The 18649-nt window shown below is 59.4% G+C and carries 18 protein-coding genes; 8 read left to right on the forward strand and 10 right to left on the reverse strand.

Features of this window, described 5'->3' with window-relative positions; translation table 11 throughout:
• Window positions 1-106: 106 nt before the first annotated feature.
• Window positions 107-1522 (reverse strand): dipeptidase, encoded by a 1416-nt coding sequence (locus AC1RO0_RS13300; RefSeq protein WP_498593336.1) that lies wholly within the window; start codon window positions 1520-1522, stop codon window positions 107-109.
• Between the two features lie 245 nt (window positions 1523-1767).
• Between AC1RO0_RS13300 and AC1RO0_RS13305 the strand changes: the two genes are divergently transcribed.
• The 7 genes from AC1RO0_RS13305 to AC1RO0_RS13335 are packed head-to-tail and all read left to right on the forward strand — an operon-like array spanning window position 1768 to window position 8512.
• Window positions 1768-2652, forward strand: coding sequence for a dihydrodipicolinate synthase family protein (locus AC1RO0_RS13305; protein WP_498593337.1), 885 nt, complete (start codon window positions 1768-1770; stop codon window positions 2650-2652).
• Between the two features lie 24 nt (window positions 2653-2676).
• Window positions 2677-3336 carry a GntR family transcriptional regulator gene (locus AC1RO0_RS13310; protein ID WP_498593338.1) on the forward strand — a complete coding sequence of 220 codons (660 nt, stop codon included), beginning with the start codon at window positions 2677-2679 and terminating at the stop codon, window positions 3334-3336.
• 51 nt (window positions 3337-3387) lie between these two features.
• A complete protein-coding gene (locus AC1RO0_RS13315; RefSeq protein ID WP_498593339.1) occupies window positions 3388-4719 on the forward strand; it encodes an ABC transporter substrate-binding protein in 1332 nt (443 codons plus the stop codon).
• Window positions 4719-5657, forward strand: a complete 939-nt coding sequence (locus tag AC1RO0_RS13320; protein WP_498593340.1) for a carbohydrate ABC transporter permease — start codon at window positions 4719-4721, stop codon at window positions 5655-5657. Before AC1RO0_RS13315 ends, AC1RO0_RS13320 begins: the two co-directional genes overlap by 1 nt.
• Entirely contained in the window at window positions 5657-6478 is an 822-nt protein-coding gene (locus tag AC1RO0_RS13325; protein ID WP_498593341.1) for a carbohydrate ABC transporter permease, read from the forward strand. The genes AC1RO0_RS13320 and AC1RO0_RS13325 overlap by 1 nt, the downstream gene beginning before the upstream one ends.
• A gap of 25 nt (window positions 6479-6503) precedes the next feature.
• On the forward strand, window positions 6504-7562 hold the full coding sequence (locus AC1RO0_RS13330; RefSeq protein WP_498593342.1) for an ABC transporter ATP-binding protein: 1059 nt from the start codon (window positions 6504-6506) through the stop codon (window positions 7560-7562).
• The gene (locus tag AC1RO0_RS13335; RefSeq protein WP_498593343.1) at window positions 7562-8512 is read left to right on the forward strand and encodes a sugar kinase; all 951 of its coding nucleotides are present in this window, start codon (window positions 7562-7564) and stop codon (window positions 8510-8512) included. Before AC1RO0_RS13330 ends, AC1RO0_RS13335 begins: the two co-directional genes overlap by 1 nt.
• Here AC1RO0_RS13335 and AC1RO0_RS13340 read toward each other — a convergent pair.
• From AC1RO0_RS13340 to AC1RO0_RS13380, 9 genes are all read right to left on the reverse strand, one after another.
• Window positions 8509-9750 (reverse strand): Zn-dependent hydrolase, encoded by a 1242-nt coding sequence (locus tag AC1RO0_RS13340; RefSeq protein ID WP_498593344.1) that lies wholly within the window; start codon window positions 9748-9750, stop codon window positions 8509-8511. The two genes, AC1RO0_RS13335 and AC1RO0_RS13340, sit on opposite strands and share 4 nt — an antisense overlap.
• The gene (locus AC1RO0_RS13345) at window positions 9747-10589 is read right to left on the reverse strand and encodes a BtpA/SgcQ family protein (RefSeq protein WP_498593345.1); all 843 of its coding nucleotides are present in this window, start codon (window positions 10587-10589) and stop codon (window positions 9747-9749) included. Before AC1RO0_RS13345 ends, AC1RO0_RS13340 begins: the two co-directional genes overlap by 4 nt.
• On the reverse strand, window positions 10586-11491 hold the full coding sequence (locus AC1RO0_RS13350) for a ribokinase (protein WP_498593346.1): 906 nt from the start codon (window positions 11489-11491) through the stop codon (window positions 10586-10588). The genes AC1RO0_RS13345 and AC1RO0_RS13350 overlap by 4 nt, the downstream gene beginning before the upstream one ends.
• A gap of 6 nt (window positions 11492-11497) precedes the next feature.
• The gene (locus AC1RO0_RS13355) at window positions 11498-12268 is read right to left on the reverse strand and encodes a glutamine amidotransferase (RefSeq protein ID WP_498593347.1); all 771 of its coding nucleotides are present in this window, start codon (window positions 12266-12268) and stop codon (window positions 11498-11500) included.
• Between the two features lie 33 nt (window positions 12269-12301).
• Window positions 12302-13387: a phosphotriesterase family protein gene (locus tag AC1RO0_RS13360; protein WP_498593348.1), complete on the reverse strand. Its 1086-nt coding sequence runs from the start codon at window positions 13385-13387 to the stop codon at window positions 12302-12304.
• Window positions 13388-13390: 3 nt separating this feature from the next.
• Window positions 13391-14416 (reverse strand): ABC transporter permease, encoded by a 1026-nt coding sequence (locus AC1RO0_RS13365; RefSeq protein ID WP_498593349.1) that lies wholly within the window; start codon window positions 14414-14416, stop codon window positions 13391-13393.
• Window positions 14413-15207, reverse strand: coding sequence for an ATP-binding cassette domain-containing protein (locus tag AC1RO0_RS13370; protein WP_498593350.1), 795 nt, complete (start codon window positions 15205-15207; stop codon window positions 14413-14415). Before AC1RO0_RS13370 ends, AC1RO0_RS13365 begins: the two co-directional genes overlap by 4 nt.
• A gap of 87 nt (window positions 15208-15294) precedes the next feature.
• Window positions 15295-16236, reverse strand: coding sequence for an ABC transporter substrate-binding protein (locus tag AC1RO0_RS13375; RefSeq protein ID WP_498593351.1), 942 nt, complete (start codon window positions 16234-16236; stop codon window positions 15295-15297).
• A gap of 155 nt (window positions 16237-16391) precedes the next feature.
• Complete coding sequence (locus tag AC1RO0_RS13380; RefSeq protein ID WP_498593352.1) at window positions 16392-17009, reverse strand: cupin domain-containing protein; 618 nt, start codon at window positions 17007-17009, stop codon at window positions 16392-16394.
• A gap of 788 nt (window positions 17010-17797) precedes the next feature.
• Here AC1RO0_RS13380 and AC1RO0_RS13385 point away from each other — a divergent pair.
• Entirely contained in the window at window positions 17798-18490 is a 693-nt protein-coding gene (locus AC1RO0_RS13385; protein WP_498593353.1) for an ABC transporter permease, read from the forward strand.
• Window positions 18491-18649 lie beyond the last annotated feature (159 nt).

The raw sequence follows: 18649 nt of genomic DNA on the forward strand, positions 1-18649 counted from the left end.
TTTCCTTCAAAAGCGCATGGACGCATTTCGGCTTTAACGGCCGACCGACGGAAATCCGTCGGTCGGCCCCGTCGATTTTCAGGAAGGCGCAAGCCACGCCATCGGTTCAAGACGCCGCTTGTTCGATCTCACAAAAAGACGCGAGGATACGCACCCAGGAACGTATGCCTTTATGAAAGCTCGAAAGGTCGTATTTCTCGTTCGGGCTGTGGATGCGATTGTCGAAACGGGCAAAGCCGACCAGAAGAGCATCGCAGCCAAGGCGTCGTTTGAACTCGCCGATGATCGGGATGGAGCCGCCGGTGCCGGCAAGAGCTGCCTCGCGCTGCCATTCGGTGGTCAGCGCTTCCAGCGTCTTGCGCAGAAACGGGCTATCGAGCGGCATGGTGGTGGCTGGTGCCAAACCATACTGCTTGAAGTTGACCGAGCAGTCCGATGGAATGCGCGCCCGCACATGCGCCTGGAATGCGTCCCGGATGGCAACGGGATCCTGCCCCTCGACCAGGCGGAAGGAAATCTTGGCGCTCGCCTTTGCCGGAATGACCGTCTTGAAACCATCGCCGGTATAGCCGCCGCTCATGCCATTGATCTCGCAACTCGGCCTTGCCCAGACCTGTTCGAGGATGGAGCGGTCTTTCTCGCCCGCCGGAATCGAAAGGCCGATATCGCACAGGAAGCCGTCCTCATCGAAGGGCAGGCTCTTCCACTGTGCCTTGACGGCCTCGGGCAATTCCCGGACGCCGTCGTAAAAACCGGCGATCGCCACACCGCCGTCCGGCGTGCGCAGGCTGGCAACGATCTCCGACAGAACCTGCAGCGCGTTACGGGCGGCATTGCCGAACATGCCGGAGTGCAAGTCGCGATCGGCGCAGGTGATTTCAATTTCCTGGCTGACGAGGCCGCGTAGCATGGTCGTCACCGCCGGCGTATCGTGGTCCCACATGTCGGTGTCGCAGACCAACACCGTATCGGCGGCAAGCTCGGACGCGGTTTTGTCCAGAAATGGCGCAAGGCTGGGGCTGCCGGCCTCTTCTTCCCCTTCGAAGAGAATGCTGACCTTGATCGGCAGTGTTCCGGTCACGGATTTCCACGCACGGCAAGCCTCGACGAAGGTCATCAACTGTCCTTTGTCGTCGGAGGCGCCGCGCGCGACGATTGCCGTGTCTCCGTTTTCCAGCGGCTGCAGGACGGGTTCAAAAGGGTCAGTCTTCCAGAGCGGCAGTGGATCGACCGGCTGGACATCGTAATGGCCATAAAACAGAACATGCGGCCCGCCGGCCCGTTTCTCATGACCGACAACCATGGGATGACCGCTGGTGTCGCGCACCGATGCATCGAAGCCGATGCTGGCCAGATCGCTTGAAAGCCATTCGGCTGCCCGACGGCAATGATCGCGGTAGGCGGGATCGGTTGAGACGCTGGGGATGCGGATGAGATCGAAAAGCCGTTGCAGGCTCTGATCCATTGTCTGATCGACATGAGAAAGCACGGCTTCGATCTGGTCGTTGGTTGGCTTTGACATTTGGGCATTCCTGGCTGTGGGAAAAGCGGCATTTGCAGGGCCTGGGAGACGATGCCGCCGGCTATGATTTCGGGGGCATCGTAACATCAACCGGCCTGTCATCAAGGTGCAGGATCACGCCAGACCCTGCCCTGACAGACTTTCTCCGCGACATTTTTTCACGCTTCGACATGGGCATAAGATTCAGGCTATACAACTAACATGTTAGTCTGTATGTACTGACAACACATTTGGAGGAATGGAACTTGTCGCAGAAATTTGGCCTATCGGTCGCGCTCACGACGCCCTTCGACAACAACGGCGATATCGCCATTGGCCCGATGATCAAGCAGGCCAGGCTGAGCCTTGCCTCGGGATGCTCGAGCGTGACGCTCTTCGGCACCACCGGCGAAGGATCCTCGATCGGCACGCAGGAGCGTGAAGAAGTGCTCGACGCCTTCCTCGATCTGGGGATAGCGCCAAACCGCATCATTGTCGGCGTCATGGCGGATTCCGTCGAGGATGCCGCCGCCCAAGCCGGATCGGCGCTTTCCAGGGGCGTGCGCAATATCCTGCTGGCACCGCCCTTCTACTTCAAGAACGTCAGCGACGAGGGCCTGTTTCGCTGGTTTTCAGCGGTATTTGCGCGGCTCGCGGACAAGGCCCGCGACATCATCGTCTACAATATCCCCTCCGTCACCATGGTGCCGCTCTCCGTGGCGCTGATCGGCCGGCTGCACAGCGCCTTTCCCGGCATTGTCACCGGCGTCAAGGATTCCTCCGGCGATTGGCCTTACACGGAGGCGCTTCTGAAGGCGCATAGCGATCTCATCATCCTGATCGGCGATGAACGCCATTTGGCTCGGGGTGTTCGGCTGGGCGGCCAGGGTGCGATCTCAGGGATGGCCAATTTCGTGCCCCATGAAGTCCGGCTGATGGCCGAAGAAGGAAAGGATGATCCGCGCGTCGAGGATTTTGTCCAGGAACTACTGAAATTTCCAGTGACGGCGGCGGTCAAGGTCATGGTTGCGCAACTCTCCGGAGATGAAATCTGGCTTGCAGTTCGCCCGCCGCTGGTTTCAATATCCGGCGAAGGACGGAATCATCTGGCCGGCGCCTTCAATGCGCTTTTCAGATCCAAAGCCGCTTAGGCGAACCGGACAGGGAGGGGACGAATGGACGGCATCAACGAGCAGCCGACATTGCGGGAAAAAGCCTATGCCAGCTTTACCCAGCATCTGCTCGCCCGTGATGTCCGGCCTGGCGAATTCGTCTCGCAGCGCAGGCTCGTGGAGCTGACCGGGCTGCCGCTCGGCGCCATCCGCGAGCTGATCCCGCGGTTGGAAGCCGAAGGCCTGATCAAGACCGTGCCGCAGCGTGGCCTGCAGATTGCCCATATCGATCTCGACCTTATCCGCGAGGCGTTTCAGCTTCGCATTTTTCTGGAGAAGGAAGCCGTCGCGCTCTTTACCCGTTCGGCTTCGGACGAAACCATTGCCGGACTCTTGAAGCAGCACCGCGACATTGCCGATGCCATCCAGGCCGGCGATACGTCGCAGGAACTCGAACTCCATGCGCAATCGGTCGATTGGGGCATGCATGATGCCTTTATCGATGCGCTCGGCAACACCATTATTTCGAATGCCTATCGCGTCAACTCGATCAAGATGCGGCTGATCAGCCAGGACCGGTTCCGGATCAACGGACATGTCGGACCGGTCATGGTCGAACACATCAAGGTGCTTGAGGCGATCCAGAGACGATCGGCGGAAGATGCCGTCGCGTCTCTCGTTTCGCACATCAACGGGGCAAGAGACCGCGCTTTGAAAATTTGAATGAAACAGGCCGCGAATGAGGAGATTTTCGGCCAAAGGAGGAGGAACAAGATGTCATCGTCATTCATCAATCCCACACGCCGCCATTTCATGGCGGGCACGGCAGCCTTGGGGGCAGCAAGCCTGCTCGGTGTCCGCACCGCATCGGCGGCCGTGGACTGGAAGCGCTTTTCCGGAACGACGCTGGAAGTCAATCTGGTCAAGAGCCCGCGTAGCGAAATCATCATCAAGTACCTCAGCGAATTCGAGGCGCTGACCGGCATCAAGGTGAATGCCGAGGCAACGCCGGAGCAGCAGCAGCGCCAGAAGACGACGATCGAACTCAGCTCCGGAAAGCCGAGCTTCGACGTGGTTCATCTGAGCTATCACGTCCAGAAGCGGCAGTTCGAAAAGGGCGGCTGGCTCGCCGACATCAGCGGCTTCCTGAAGGATCCGTCCCTGACCGACCCATCGCTGACGGAAGGTGATTTCGCCGAGGCGGGCCTGAAATTCGCCAAGGATTCCAAAGGTGTCCTGCGCTCCCTGCCCTTCTCGGTCGACTACTGGATCGTCTACTGGAACAAGACGCTCTTCGAAAAGAAGGGCCTCGCCTACCCTGAGACCTTCGAGGACATGGCCAAGGCAGCCGAAGCGCTCACCGACAAATCGACCAATACCTACGGCTTCGTCGCCCGCGGCCTGAAGAATGCCAACACCCCGGTCTGGACCGCCTTCATGCTCGGCTACGGCATAACGCCGCTGTCTGCGGACGGCAAGTTGCGCACCACCTCGCCAGAAGCGGTAGAGGCTGCCAAGCTCTATCAGCGCCTGATGACCAAGGCTGCACCTCCTGGCGTCTCGGGCTTCAACTGGGCCGAGTCCCAATCCGCCTTCCTGCAGGGCAAGATCGGCATGTGGTTCGACGGCGTCGGTTTTGCGCCGCCGATCGAAAACCCGGAGAAATCCCGCGTCGTCGGCCAGGTCGGCTATAGTGTCATCCCCAAGGGGCCTGCCGGACAAGCTGCGGCTACCTTCGGCGACGGTATCGGCGTGACGGCGGCGAGCCAAAAGAAGGAAGCCGCCTATCTCTTCTGCCAATGGGTGATCTCGCACGACATGGGCGCGCGGCTACTGCAGGCCGGCGCCGGCGTGCCGTTCCGCCAGTCCGTCCTTGAGGACAAGAAAGTCCGCGAAGGCGTCAAGATGCCTGGGGCCTGGCTGGATGCCGTCGTTGGTTCCGGCAAGGTCTCGGCACTCGGCCTGCCCGTCATCATCCCGGTTACCGAATTCCGCGACATCTACGGCGTGGCGCTCACCAACATGATCGGCGGCGCGGATCCGGCAAGTGAACTGAAGAATGCAACCGCACAGTTCGAGCCGGTACTGGCACGAAGCGAGGGGTGATGGCGTCCGTGAGCATCGAGAATACCGCGGCGACCGCCGCCAAGAAAAGGAGCAAGCCCAGGAGAGGGCTTGTTCCCAACTATTGGCCCTTCGTCATCCCCGCGCTCGTGGTCATCGCCGCGGTCATCGTTTTTCCGTGGGTCTTTACCCTATGGATGAGCGTCAATAGCTGGACGCTCGGACAATCCCAGAGCTTTGCGGGCTTTGCCAACTACGCCCGCCTGGCGACCGACATGCGGTTCTGGGAGGCGCTGTGGCATACAGTGCTCTATACGGGCCTTTCCGTCATCGCGCCGGTTTTCTTAGGGACCCTCGCCGCCTTGATCTTCGATGCGGAGTTTCCCTTGCGCGGTTTCCTGCGCGGCATCTTCGTCATGCCGATGATGGCAACGCCCGTGGCCATCGCGCTCGTCTGGACGATGATGCTTCATCCCCAGCTCGGCGTGCTCAACTATCTCCTGTCCTTCGTCGGCATCGGCCCGCAGGAGTGGATCTACAATCAGGTAACCGTCATCCCGTCCCTGGTGCTGGTGGAAACCTGGCAATGGACGCCGCTCGTTATGCTGATCGTGCTCGGCGGTCTCGCCGCCGTCCCGCGCGAACCTTATGAAAGCGCGGAGATCGATGGCGCCAATGTCTGGCAGAAATTCCGCTATCTCACCATGCCGATGATCGCACCCTTCCTGATGATCGCCGTCATCATTCGCAGCATCGATGCGGTCAAGAGCTTCGACATCATCTATGCGATGACGCAGGGCGGGCCGGGAACCGCCTCCGAGACGATCAACATCTATCTCTACAACACCGCCTTTTCCTACTACGACATCGGCTACGGCTCGGCCATGGCGGTCGTCTTCTTCATCCTCATCGTCGCGCTCTCCTTCGTCCTCCTGATGGCAAGACAGCGCGCGAACTGGTCGGACACGGAGACACGGTGATGAAACGCAAGACGCTCGACAAGATCGGTCTTTTCTTCGTGGCGCTGGTGATGATTTCGCCGGTGGTGCTGTTCTTCCTGTGGATGATCTCGCTCTCGCTGAAATACGAGATCGATAACGGCGCCTATCCGCCAATCTTCATTCCGGAACGCTTCGCCTGGTCGAACTATGTCAAGGTTTTCGAGGAGAACAATTTCCTCCTCTATTTCTGGAACTCCATTCTGGTGACCGGCGCCGCGACATTGCTTGCCCTCTTGATCGGCGTTCCCGCCGGCTATGGTATCGCGCGGCTGAAGGCGGAGAAATCGGCGGTCGTCATCATGATCGCGCGGATGACGCCCGGCCTCTCCTTCCTGATCCCGCTGTTCCTGCTCTTCCAATGGCTGAACCTTCTGGGAACGCTTTGGCCGCAGATCATCATCCACCTCGTCGTGACGGTCCCGATCGTCGTCTGGATCATGATCGGCTATTTCGAGACGACGCCGATGGAACTGGAAGAGGCCGCCAGCATCGACGGCGCGACGCCGTGGCAGGTCTTCCGGCTGGTGGCCCTGCCGATCGCCAAGCCGGGGATCGTCGTTGCCTTCATCCTCTCGGTCATCTTCTCCTGGAACAATTTCGTCTTCGGCATCGTGCTTGCCAGCCGCGAGACGCGCACCCTGCCGGTTGCCGTCTACAACATGCTGTCCTTCGAGCAGGTGAGCTGGGGGCCGCTTGCCGCCGCCGCGCTGATCGTGACGCTGCCGGTGCTGGTTCTCACAATATTTGCCCAGAAGCAGATCGTTGCCGGCCTCACCGCCGGCGCCGTCAAGGGCGGCTGAACTCCCTTTCGAACAGGATCCAATCATGGCACCCGTGAACATACAAAACATCCAGAAGCGCTTCGGCCAGGTCAAGGTCATCCATGATATCAGCGTCGATATCGCCGATGGCGAATTCGTGGTCCTCGTCGGCCCGTCGGGCTGCGGCAAATCCACCTTGCTGCGCATGATCGCCGGCCTGGAAGAGGTCAGTGACGGCGAGATCCGTATCGGCGCGCGCGAGGTCAGCAATCTGCCGGCGCGAGATCGCGACATCGCCATGGTGTTCCAGAATTATGCCCTCTATCCGCATATGACCGTCGCCGAAAATCTCGGCTTTGCGCTGAAACTGAGGAAAGCCAACCCTTCGGAGATTTCAGCGAAAGTAGAGAAGGCGGCCGGTATTCTTGGCCTTGAAGCGCTGCTCGACCGCTTTCCGCGCCAGCTTTCCGGCGGACAGCGCCAGCGTGTCGCCATGGGCCGCGCTCTGGTGCGCGATCCGCAGGTCTTCCTGTTCGACGAGCCGCTCTCCAACCTTGATGCCAAGCTTCGCGTCCAGATGCGCGCCGAGATCAAATCCATGCATCAGCGCGTCGGCACGACGACGATCTATGTAACGCATGATCAGGTCGAGGCGATGACGATGGCCGACAAGATCGTCGTCCTTCACGGCGGCCTGATCGAACAGATCGGGGCACCGCTCGACCTCTATGACCGCCCAGCCAATCTCTTCGTCGCCGGCTTCATCGGCTCGCCGGCAATGAACTTCATCGACGGCAAGATCGAAGAAGGCGTATTCCGCAGCGACAAGGGCCTTATCCTGCCTCTGCCGGAAGATCTGCCCATCTCACAATATGGCGGGCGCCCGCTGGTCTACGGTATCCGGCCCGAACATATTCGCGCCGCAACCAGCGGCATTTCGGGACGTGTCGAAATTGTCGAGGGCACCGGTTCGGAGATTTACGCCAAGCTCGATTGCAGCGGCCAGGAAATCTCCTGCCTCTTCCGCGAACGGCTCGACATTCGCTTCGGTGATACGGTCGGCATCGCGATCGATGCGGGCAGCGTGCATCTGTTCGACAAGGCGAGCGGCAAGCGGCTCTGATGTCTTCTACGATTTTCGATCCGCCGGCGGGTGCACCGAGACACGTCCTCTGCGTCGGCGCCGCCGTTCTCGACACGCTGTTTCGCGTCCACACACTGCCGTCAGGCCAGGGAAAGGTGCTGCCCTACGAGATGTTGCAGATCGCCGAAGGCATGGCGTCAAGTGCGGCCTATGCGGTCGCGCGTCTTGGCGGCAAGGCAAGCCTGTGGGGCGCGGTGGGAGACGACGAGACCGGCGAGCGTATTGTCCGCGATCTCAGCGCCGACGGGATCATCACCGATGGTATGCTGCGCGCCGAGGGAGCGCGCTCGGCACTGTCGACGATCCTGGTCGATGACGACGGCGAACGGCTGATCGTACCCTTTTACGATCCCAGACTGCATGAGACGGTGAAGACTGTCACAGCGGACGATATCGCAGCTGTCGACGCCGTCCTGGTCGATGTCCGCTGGCCGGCACTTGCGCTAAAGGTCCTGCAAACGGCAAGAGATGCGGGTAAGCCCGCCATTCTCGACGGCGATGTCGCGCCCGACGGCGTTATCGAACGACTGGCGCCTGCGGCAAGCCATATCGTGTTTTCGGAGCCGGCCGCACATCGGCTCGCCGGCACCACCGATGTCGTGGAGATGGTCCATCGCCTGAAGCAGAGGTTCAACCATGCCTTCATCAGCGTTACCGCCGGCGCTGCCGGCAGCTACTGGTTCGACGACGAGAGCAGCAAGATCGAGCATTGGCCGGCCCTTGCCATCAAGGCCATCGATACGCTTGCGGCCGGCGATATCTTCCACGGCGCATTTGCCCTTGCCATCGCCGAGAGCAAGACGCCAAAGGATGCCATCCGGCTTTCATCGATCGCCGCTGCGCTCAAATGCGAGGTGTTCGGCGGCCGTTCAGGCGCGCCGACACGATCGCAGGTTATTGCTCGCGCAGGGCATCAGCCGAACGGCTAGGTCGCGCTTTCCATCGTCGCCTCCAGAAGCAACCGGGCACCATTGATGGCGTCGGCCGGCTCGACATGTTCGGCCTCGTTATGGCTGATACCGTCGCGGCATGGGACGAAGATCATCGCGGCGGGTGCCACCCGAGCGACGAACAGGGCATCGTGGAAGGCGCCGGAAATCATCCGCTTATAAGGCAGTTCAAGCGCCTTCGCTGCCGCCTCGATCCGGTCCGTCATCACCTTGGAGAACGAACCAGGCGGCATATCAAAGGATGTCGCGATCTCGACGCTGCACCGCTGTGACAGCGCCGCCTCTTCGCATGCCGAACGAACCCTTGCTTCGATGGCAGTCAGCGTCGCCGCATCCGGATGCCGGATATCGACGGTAAAGGTCACCCGATCCGGAATGGCATTGATCGAACCCGGATGGACCGAAAACCGCCCGACGGTCAGTCGCGCATCATCGTCCTGCGGCATGACCGACATCTGCAGCCGGTTCAGCGCCGCGATTGCCGCCACCATCGGATCGCGCCTATAGGCAAGCGACGTGGTGCCGGCATGGCCGGCACTTCCCGAGAAGGCTACGGTCAGCCATCGCGTCCCCTGAACGGCGGTCACGACACCGGCGGTCAGGTTCTCACGTTCAAGCGACGGCCCCTGTTCGATATGCAGCTCGAGATAGGCCGAGATCGGCGTACCGAGCGGGCGCATCTCGGCGTCCGGCAGGGCCGCGAGCGTCGCTGCCAGTTCTTCCCGGAAGTTTGCGCCATCGCTTGCGGTCGCAGACTGAAAATCGTCCGGATGCGCTGCGCCGACAAAGGCCATGGATCCCATGACGCCAGGCGCAAAGCGGCTGCCCTCTTCATTGGTCCAGGCGACGACTTCGATAGCGGCCTCGGTCTCATGGCCCGCATCCTCCAAAGCCTCCAGCACTTCGAAAGCGGCAAGCGTGCCAAGCGCGCCATCGTAACGGCCGCCCGTCGGCTGGCTGTCGAGATGGCTGCCGATCAGCATCGGTGGCCGCGCCGCATTGCGACCCTCACGACGGATGAAGAGATTGGCGATCGCATCCTGAAAGACTCTAAAACCGCGCGCTACCGCAAGATCTGCGAGAAGACGCCGTGCGGCCCGGTCTTCGCTGCTCAATGCCTGCCGGTTAACCCCACCGGCATTTGTCTTGCCGATTTCTGCGAACTCGCTCAACCGGCGAAGCAGGCGCTCGCCGTCGACCTCAGGCCTACCTCTCATCGGCGCAATCCGGCGATGAAGGCCTCGACCCTTTTCAGATCGACGGCATTCCACCAGACGCCACCATGTTTGAGCGAGCTTGCAACGATGACGCCGTCGACGATATCGAGAATGTCATTGGCATTTTCCGGCGTGACACCGCTGCCGACGAGCGTCGGCAGGCCCGCCGCTTCCTTGATCATGCGGATATAGCCGAGATCGGCGGCGTGGCCGGTGCGTTGGCCGGTGGCGATCACCGCGTCGGCATCGAAGAAGACCAGATCCTTGACCTGTTCTTCGACCGGCCGGTCGGCGACGATCGCATGCGCCCCGTGCTTCACATGAGCATCGGCGAAAATCTTGATGCCGTTCGCCCGCAGTCTAGCGCGAAAGCGCATCGCGCGCGCCGCCTCGCCTTCGATGAAGCCTTCATTGGCGACATAGGCATTGGCCCATTGGTTGACGCGCACGAAGCCCGCGCCGGATGCACTGGCAATGGACAAGGCAGGAATCGCGGCATTGGCCAGAACGTTGATGCCGATCGGGCGACCGAGCTCCCGGCGGATGCGATCGGACACGACCGACATATAGGCTGCGGTCTCCGGCCCGATATCGTCGGGCTTCGAGAAAGGGATATCGCCGTGATTTTCGACGATAACGCCGTCGCAGCCGCCATGCAGATACGCCCTGGCGTCGTCGAGACCACGTTGATAGATCGCTTCCACCGCCTCGCCGTCATAGCGCGGCGCACCGGGGAGAGGCGCCAGGTGGACGACCCCGATCACGACCTTCGTCCCGCCGAATAATGAGGTAAGCGCATCGCCGGCTGCTTGGCCGACAGGCTTCTGGGAGGATGTCATAGGCTTTCCGCCTCCATTGTGTTCATGAGTTTCGATAGCTCTACCCGGCTCGGGCAGGCTTCCAGTGTCCCAGGACGACCTACCGCCAAAGCGGCAGCCGCAACAGCCAGCCGCGCCGATTGCGCGAGCGTCCACCCCTTCATCAGGCATCCGGCGAGACATCCGCAAAAGACGTCGCCGGCACCGCTGGTGTCGACCGCAGCCACACTGACCGCGGGGATCAAATTGGCGCTCTCGCCTTCCAGCAGCAAACATCCCTCGGCACCCAGCGTGACGATCGCCGCCCTTGCGCCGCGTCGAAGAAGATCTCGTGCGGCCCGCTCTGGATCGGGCTCGCCGGTGATCTCGAACGCCTCGCCTTGATTGACGATGACGATATCGACCGCCGTAAGATCAGGTGTCGCGCCCGATAAGGGGCTCGGATTGAGAATAGTGGTCGCGCCCGCATCCTTCGCAGCCCGGAGGCATGCGTCGGTGACCGTTGCCCTGAGATTGCTCTGCATGACCAGAATGTCGCCGCTAGTGATCAGCGCCGGAAGACCGGTCTCCCGCAAGGGATCGAAATCAGCGGCGCAGGCAACGCCGCTGACGATCAGGTTTTCGCCATCCCGGTTGACGACGACAGTCGACCTGTCGCTCGGTAAGGGCTTTTCCGACAATCCACCCAGATCGAACTCCCCTTTCAGCCGCTCCTTGATGAAAGCGGCCGCGGGATCGGTTCCGAGTGCTGCGAAAAACCGGATTTCAGCACCGGTCCTCGCGGCGGCAACGGCCTGGTTCACGCCCTTGCCGCCAACACCGTCCGAATGATCTCTCGCATTGAGCGTCTCACCCGGCAGCGGAAAGCGATCGACCCGAAACGTGGTATCGATACAGACATTGCCGACGACATGGACCGGCATGGTGCATCAATCCTTGGCGGTGGCGAAGGCGAGCATTTGTTCAAACAGCGTCTTATAGCCACTCCAGGCAATGAAGTCTTGCGGCAGCCAGTGCGGTCCGACGTCCGATGTCCAGGCAATGGTGCGCCCCTTGCCATACCGCCCCGTGACCAGCAGCGGCAGGGAGCCATAATCGGAGGAAACCGTCGCCAGCACTTCCGCGTCGTCCTTGACGACAACTTCGTTGAAACCGAGCAGAACCGGCCAGTCCTTGCCGAGCCCCGCCAGAATCGGGTGGCTCTCGTCGCCAGTGACGACGGGTGCAAACCCTTCCGGCACCTCGACCCGGTCATCGACGGACAGGCATTCCACCGGCAGGACATCTTCGACCGGCGTCTTGCGATACCGCGCGCCGCCATTGATGCCCTGGAAGCTGTAATAGCCACCGAACATCAAGAGGCCACCGCCACCTCGCACATAATCGCGCAGGAGGCGCAGACGGTTCGGCGTTGTCTTGGAATGTATCCAGGTATCGGGATGCAGCAGCAGCGTGTTGGCGCCGATATCCGACAGGACAACCGCATCATAGGCCGACAGGGCCTCGATGGTCTGCGGGAAATCGCGCTGCGCCTCGTGCGCCGGCATGAAGGTGACATCGAAGTCGCTGTTCTTCAGCGCCGCCAGCAATTCGTCGGCGCCGGTGTGATAGGTCACGGTTGGAAACTGATCGAAACCCTTGATGTGGGTTGCCGTCGACACCCAGGATTCCCCGGCGAGAAGGATCTTCTTCTTGGACATGTATGCTCCTTGCAATGCAGATTTCTTGGCCGGTCAAGCGGCGGAAAAAACGGATTTCGGATTGTCGGTGAGCATGCGGTCGATGGCCGCCTGCTCGACACCATGGCGCAGCAGCCGTGGCACGAAATGCTTGAGGATGTAGCCGTAGCCAAAGCCGCCATAACGCGTCAGCATGATCTTCAGGAAGACATCCTGTGACAGCAGCAGCCGGTCGACAAAGCCCATGTCGACCAGCGACCGGATGGCACGGGCGTTTTCCTCGTCCGACGGCGATTGCGCGTCCTGATCGGCATAATAATAGTCCATGCCGATCATGTCGTATTCGAGAAACGCACCACGCCCGGCCAGGCTCTTCTGATAGGCGAGGTCGTTGTGGCTCGGGTTCATATGGCAAAGGACGGTGTGCCTGAGATCGGCTCCTTCTTCCTCCACGACATCAAGCACCTTGTGCGCCAACCTCTCCCACCCGGGAAGATGGATCGTAAGCGGCAAGCCGGTGATACGAGACGCGCGGGCAGAGGCGCGCAACGACTTCAGCTCCTCGGAGGTAAAATCCTTGCTGACGCCGACTTCACCGATGATGCCGGCCATGATGTCAGGCTGTTCGGCACCGCCGCCGACATCATTGACGATGAACTCCGTGACGGCGTCGAGGTCCATACCCTTCAACCATTCCGGATGGGTATGTTCCAGATAGAACCCCGTCCCCATGACGATCTTCATGCCGGACATGCGTGAGATACGCGCGAGCTTTTCCGGATCGCGGCCGATGCCGATATTGGTCGCTTCGATGACCGTACGGCCTCCGAGCGCCTGGAATTTCCTCAGCTCGGCCAGCGCCAGATCACTATCATCAAGCGAGACATTGTCTCGGTTCATATAGGGATTCATCCGCAACTCGCCGACGATCTCGATATTGACCTTCTGCTCGGCAATCAGCCTTTCATCGGGATGGCAGGGGCATTTCCAGGTCCGCGCACCGTCAAGCAGGATATGCTCGTGCATGAGCGTGATGCCGAGATCATCGACCGAGACCGGCCCCAGGACCGTCATGGCGGTGCCGGATGCAATGCCGATCGGCGCCCGCTCCGGCGGTGAGGTTTCAAACAGATGATCCATGCTTCATCGGCTCCTGACGGCACCCTTGAAGATCCGGAAGTTCAGCCAGATCGCAATCAGGATAATGGCGCCGGTGACGATTGGCGTGAGAAACGGCGACATATGCGCGAGGATGAGCCCATTGGCGATGACGGCAACGGTCAGCGCGCCGAGAACCGTACCCAGGATCGTGCCTCGCCCACCGAACAGGCTGGTACCGCCGAGAACCACCGCGGCGATGACGTCGAGCTCGAAACCCTGTCCGGAATTGGAGGATCCCGAGCCGAGACGAGCCGCGAGAATGATGCCCGCAAGGGCGGCCGCCGTACCGGACAGCATATAGACGCAGAGGGTGACAAAGCGGGTGTTGACGCCGGCCCGGCGCACCGCCTCGGCATTGGCGCCGACGCCGGTCACATAACGGCCGAAAGGCGTTTGGTTGAACACGATATAGGCGAGAACCAGGACAAGGAGCGCGATCAACGCCGGCACCGGCACGCCGAGAAACCACGCCCTGCCGATTGCCGTGAACGGGCTTTCCGCATCCACGGGGATGGAATAGCCGGCGGTGATCAGCAATGCCAGACCGCGCACGACCGAGAGCCCCGCAAGCGTGACGATGAAGGCCGGAATGCGCTCATAAGCGATGAAGAATCCCTGCAAGGCACCGACAGCAGCGCCGAGAAGCAACATCAACACGACAGCGAGCGGCCAGGGTATCCCCGCCTGCAGCGCTGCCGCCGAAAGGGTGGCAGCCAAAGCCAGCACCGATCCGACGGAAAGGTCTATTCCGCCCGTGGTGATGACGAATGTCATAGCGGCAGCAACGATCAGCAACGGTGCCGACTGTCGAACGACATTCAACAGATTGGGCGCCGTCAGGAAGGCGCTGGTAAAGACGGAGAAGAAAACACAGACGACGAGGAAGAACAGCGCGATCGAAATGATGCTGCCATTGCTCATGACCTTGTCGCGCCATCTGCTCTTGTGGATGCGCGAGTGCGGCGCCGCCGCAACGGGCGCATGTGCCGTAGAAGAGGATGTCGTCATGCCTGAGCTCCCTGGTCTTGGCGATGGCCGGCCGAGCGTGCCTGGAATTTACGACCGACGATCAGATTGACAACTTCCTCGATGCTGGTGTCTTCAATCCTGCGTTCGGCGACATTGCGCCCTTCGTACATGACCTGGATACGGTCACAGACGAGGAACAGATCCTGGAGGCGGTGGGTAATGAGAATGACGCTGACGCCGCGGGCGCTGACCGTCTTGATGAGATCGAGTACGGCCTCGACTTCGGCGACGGCGAGAGCAGCCGTCGGCTCGTCCATGATCAGAACAGAAGGGTTGAACGATGCCGCCCGGCCGATCGCGATCGATTGACGCTGGCCGCCGGACAGGTTTTCCACCTTCAGCCGCGTATCGGCAATGACGATGCCGAGCCGGTCGAGCATGTCGCGCGCCTCGTCATGCATCTTCCTGTTGTCGAGAAACGGAAGCCCGAGCAGGCGACGCCGGGGCTCGCGGCCGAGAAAGATATTGCCGGCCACATCGACGCTGTCGCAGAGCGAGAGGTCCTGATAGACCATCTCGATACGAGCGGCGCGTGAATCGGCGGGAGATGCGAAGCTCACCGTCTTGCCATCGATTTCGATGGATCCGGAATCGGGAATGACAGCCCCGGACAGGACCTTGCTCAAGGTCGACTTGCCGGCGCCATTGTCACCGACGAGGCCGAGAACCTCGCCAGGCTTCAGGGTCAACGATACATTGTCGAGCGTCTGGATCGTCTGGTAGCGTTTGGAGATACCGGTCATCTTGACGCGGTAGATGTCGTCGTTCATGGCGTTTCCACCTGAGAAAAAGCTCTGCTATGCGGATGTCGCGAGAACCGTGGCCGCTCAATGGCCACGGTCGCACATTCGGGCTGCTTACTTGAACATGTCCTTGAACTTGTCGACATTGTCCTTGGTGACGATGGTCACCGGAACATTGATGATCTTGTCGATCGTCCCACCCTTTTTGACCTTGTCAAGCGCTTCGACGGCAGCCTTGCCTTCGCCGGCCGGATCCTGCTGGATGACCGCGGTGACCCAGCCCTGCTCGATACCTTCAATCGCCTGCTTGGTCAGATCCCAGCCGAACACCTTGATATCACCGGTACGGCCCTGGCTTGTGACGGCTGAAACCGCGCCAAGCAGCGCCGGCTCGCCGGTCGCATAGAGCGTCGTCATGTCGGGATTGGCCGTCATCAGGTTTTCGGCGGCGCTAAGCGCGACGTCCTGGACGTTCTGGCCATCGACGGTGTCGAGAAAGGTCACCTTCTCACCGCTATCGGCAACGGCTTTCTTGAAGCCGTCGAGACGCTGGTTCTGGATGAAGGAATTGAGCGCGCCGACGACGCCGATCTTGGCGGAGCCGCTCATCTTGCTCTTGACGTATTCAGCATAAAACTTGCCGATATCACCGCCGGCCTTGGTGTTGTCGACACCGACGAAGGCGATGTTATCGCCATCCGGGATCTGCGCATCGATGGCGATGACCGGAATACCGGCCTTCTTGGCGGCCGTGACCGCCGGCTTCACGCCGTTGACGTCGATCGCGACCAGAATGATGCCATCGACCTTCTGGGTGATGTAATTCTCGATCGCATCATTTTGCGCACTCGGCACGTTGTTGGCGTTGAAAATGACGAGATCGGCGCCGACGGCCTTGGCCGCGGCCTTCGCCCCGTCATTGATCTGATTGAAGAAGAGAGCCTGCTGGTTGATAGTCACCAGCGCGAAGGTTTCGGCGGAAGCGGATGCAGAGCCGAAAGCAAATGTCAAAGCTGCGGCAGCAGCGCAACGCACTGCAAATCTGGAAAGGCGCATATGTGTTCCCCTTGCGGAAAGGCCCGTGTTCGGGCTCATTGGCATTATCAGCGGGGGCATAATTCAAGAGACTTGAATTATTGTCAAGTCTCTTGAATTTAACTCGGCGCAGCACGCCGGAAAGCAACACAAAAGCTCTGGAGCCTATCGGACGATCAGAATGTCGCCGGCGTATTGACCCAGAAGATGCTGGCACGCGTCGTTCCGACGTTTCTGTACCAATGCGGCAGTTCGGACCGGAACACGAAGGAGTCGCCGATCGAAAGCTTGAAGGTCTTTTCACCGACCATCAGCTCTATCGAGCCGGCAAGCAGATAGCCGACCTCTTCACCGGCATGCTGGATGGGTCCCGCACTCTCACCACCCGGCTCGATATGATGAATGTTGCATTGAAGCAAATGGCCCGGCGAATAAGGGATGATCCGCTCAAGCGAGATGCCCTCGCCGCGCCGCAGCGGATCAAGCCCGATCAGTGGGCGCGTTCCAGCGCGAAAGACAATCCCCTCCTCGCCATCCGCCTCTTCGAACATCCAGCCGATATTCGTGCCCAGCACCTCCACCAGCCGATGCAGCATCGGCAACGAGGGCGACGCCTTGCCGTTTTCAATCTTGGACAGCAGACTTTCCGAACAATCCGCCGCCATCGCCAACGCCTTCAACGTCATCCCAAGCGTCTGCCTGGCAAGCCGCAACCGTGTGCCAAGACGACCATGATTGGCGCCCGAAGGACGATCGTCGGTGTCTGGCTGGCTTGGCTGGATGTCGATTTTCATTGAAGGGTCGTATGTCCGGGGTGATTGGGGCCGGACGGGAGATTACCGGAAACTAGGTTGGGGTGTCTAGAATGGGTGTTGTGATAGTGGTGGGTCTGCACTTGAGGGCGCTACCCAGACGCTCTTCCACGCCGGTCGCGCTATCTCCGATACGCCACCCTTGCAACCTGGGTAAACGTTGTCGCAACCAGCCGCTCCTTGTCCTCCCAACACCAACGCCGACCCGGCTTGACCGATGTGATCACCTCAACGACCTGCTCTATCAGCTATCCGTCAGATTTCCGCGCTAACGAAACCAACTTTCAACGGCACGTACAGCATGTTGTTCGTTTTGAAATTACCCATCCAGGAATGGCTGCAAGCCCTATGCCCCAGTTTAAGGGTGAGTGTCAGTTTCGTTGTATTTCCCAGAGGGTTGAGTTATGGTCACATCCTAGAGAGACAATCTCGGGTCGATACGGAATGACAGAAGATGAAGTTATTCAAGAAGCAAGAGAATATATCTGAAACTAATCACTATTTTACTTTTTATTCCAATGATTCAATTATATTAAAATTAATTACTTCGCTTTTATTTCTTGCCATATACTTTATTAAGAAAGCAACAGGGCATGGTGCCTTTCTAGCAAAACTGTTCTTCTAGCTTGAATCTAAATTGGTGCTTCTTGAGAATACTATCACAACGAAAAGCAACAAGGTCACCGACCCTTGAGGCATTGCAATCGAAGCGCAACGCCATATGGGCAGTTATGCTGCGAGATATGAGAAGCCGATTCTTTAATCACGGAATGGGCTTCATTCTTGTTCCGCTGTGGCCACTTGCACACATGGGAATCATATTGGCGATCAGAGCCGTAGCGCTTCACGGAGCGTCGCCTCCGTATGGCGAGAGTTCGCTCACATTCTATGCAACCGGCCTGATACCAACACTTTCATTTGTTTATATGTCGCGATTTATGGGTTATTCGCTTTTAACAAACAGGGCGATGCTCGCATTTCCAAGAGTAAAGATCCTAGACGTTTTGTTTGGGCGCGCGGCGCTGGAATTCATTTCTTCAGTAATAACCATCGTCCTTCTCATGATCATTTTGTGGGCTCTTGGGGAAAAACCATTTCCAACTGATCTTGAGCGAGCAGTTATTTGTTATTTTGCAACGATTTACTTGGCATTAGGGTGCGGAACGCTGGTTGGCGTGCTATCCATGCTTCAGCCCATGATAATGACAATGTACCAATTATCAACAATTGTAATTTATGTCCTTTCCGGAACTGTATTCATTCCTTCAAATCTACCGTACAGTGTAGGAAACGCTCTCTCTTATCTCCCGGTAACTGTCTGTGTCGAGTGGATGAGAACCGCATATTACGAAACATACAGTGATCGACTTGTATATACTAACTACGTGTTATGGTTTGCAACCATTGCTCTACTTCTCGGTCTAGCATTAGAAAAATTTCTGCGCGGGCGCCTTCTTGAATAATTGCGTACAATAGACAAAGTTGCTGGCTCAATCTAAGGACAATCCATCCTACGACAAACAACATGCTGGGTACGATATGACATGACGTGCACCCCGAATTTGGGCCAGCGGGCGCTGGAATTTTCCGGGGTTTAGGCTCAGTTCGGCGGGGGTGCCGAT

It is taken from the genome of Rhizobium sp. GW821-FHT14E12, from assembly GCF_058803745.1.

Coding starts and splice junctions, on each gene's coding strand:
- AC1RO0_RS13300 (WP_498593336.1), bottom strand. CDS start 1,522: ATGTCAAAGCCAACCAACGACCAGATCGAAGCCGTGCTTTCTCATGTC.
- AC1RO0_RS13310 (WP_498593338.1), top strand. CDS start 2,677: ATGGACGGCATCAACGAGCAGCCGACATTGCGGGAAAAAGCCTATGCC.
- AC1RO0_RS13315 (WP_498593339.1), top strand. CDS start 3,388: ATGTCATCGTCATTCATCAATCCCACACGCCGCCATTTCATGGCGGGC.
- AC1RO0_RS13320 (WP_498593340.1), top strand. CDS start 4,719: ATGGCGTCCGTGAGCATCGAGAATACCGCGGCGACCGCCGCCAAGAAA.
- AC1RO0_RS13325 (WP_498593341.1), top strand. CDS start 5,657: ATGAAACGCAAGACGCTCGACAAGATCGGTCTTTTCTTCGTGGCGCTG.
- AC1RO0_RS13330 (WP_498593342.1), top strand. CDS start 6,504: ATGGCACCCGTGAACATACAAAACATCCAGAAGCGCTTCGGCCAGGTC.
- AC1RO0_RS13335 (WP_498593343.1), top strand. CDS start 7,562: ATGTCTTCTACGATTTTCGATCCGCCGGCGGGTGCACCGAGACACGTC.
- AC1RO0_RS13340 (WP_498593344.1), bottom strand. CDS start 9,750: ATGAGAGGTAGGCCTGAGGTCGACGGCGAGCGCCTGCTTCGCCGGTTG.
- AC1RO0_RS13345 (WP_498593345.1), bottom strand. CDS start 10,589: ATGACATCCTCCCAGAAGCCTGTCGGCCAAGCAGCCGGCGATGCGCTT.
- AC1RO0_RS13350 (WP_498593346.1), bottom strand. CDS start 11,491: ATGCCGGTCCATGTCGTCGGCAATGTCTGTATCGATACCACGTTTCGG.
- AC1RO0_RS13355 (WP_498593347.1), bottom strand. CDS start 12,268: ATGTCCAAGAAGAAGATCCTTCTCGCCGGGGAATCCTGGGTGTCGACG.
- AC1RO0_RS13360 (WP_498593348.1), bottom strand. CDS start 13,387: ATGGATCATCTGTTTGAAACCTCACCGCCGGAGCGGGCGCCGATCGGC.
- AC1RO0_RS13365 (WP_498593349.1), bottom strand. CDS start 14,416: ATGACGACATCCTCTTCTACGGCACATGCGCCCGTTGCGGCGGCGCCG.
- AC1RO0_RS13370 (WP_498593350.1), bottom strand. CDS start 15,207: ATGAACGACGACATCTACCGCGTCAAGATGACCGGTATCTCCAAACGC.
- AC1RO0_RS13375 (WP_498593351.1), bottom strand. CDS start 16,236: ATGCGCCTTTCCAGATTTGCAGTGCGTTGCGCTGCTGCCGCAGCTTTG.
- AC1RO0_RS13380 (WP_498593352.1), bottom strand. CDS start 17,009: ATGAAAATCGACATCCAGCCAAGCCAGCCAGACACCGACGATCGTCCT.
- AC1RO0_RS13385 (WP_498593353.1), top strand. CDS start 17,798: ATGGGCTTCATTCTTGTTCCGCTGTGGCCACTTGCACACATGGGAATC.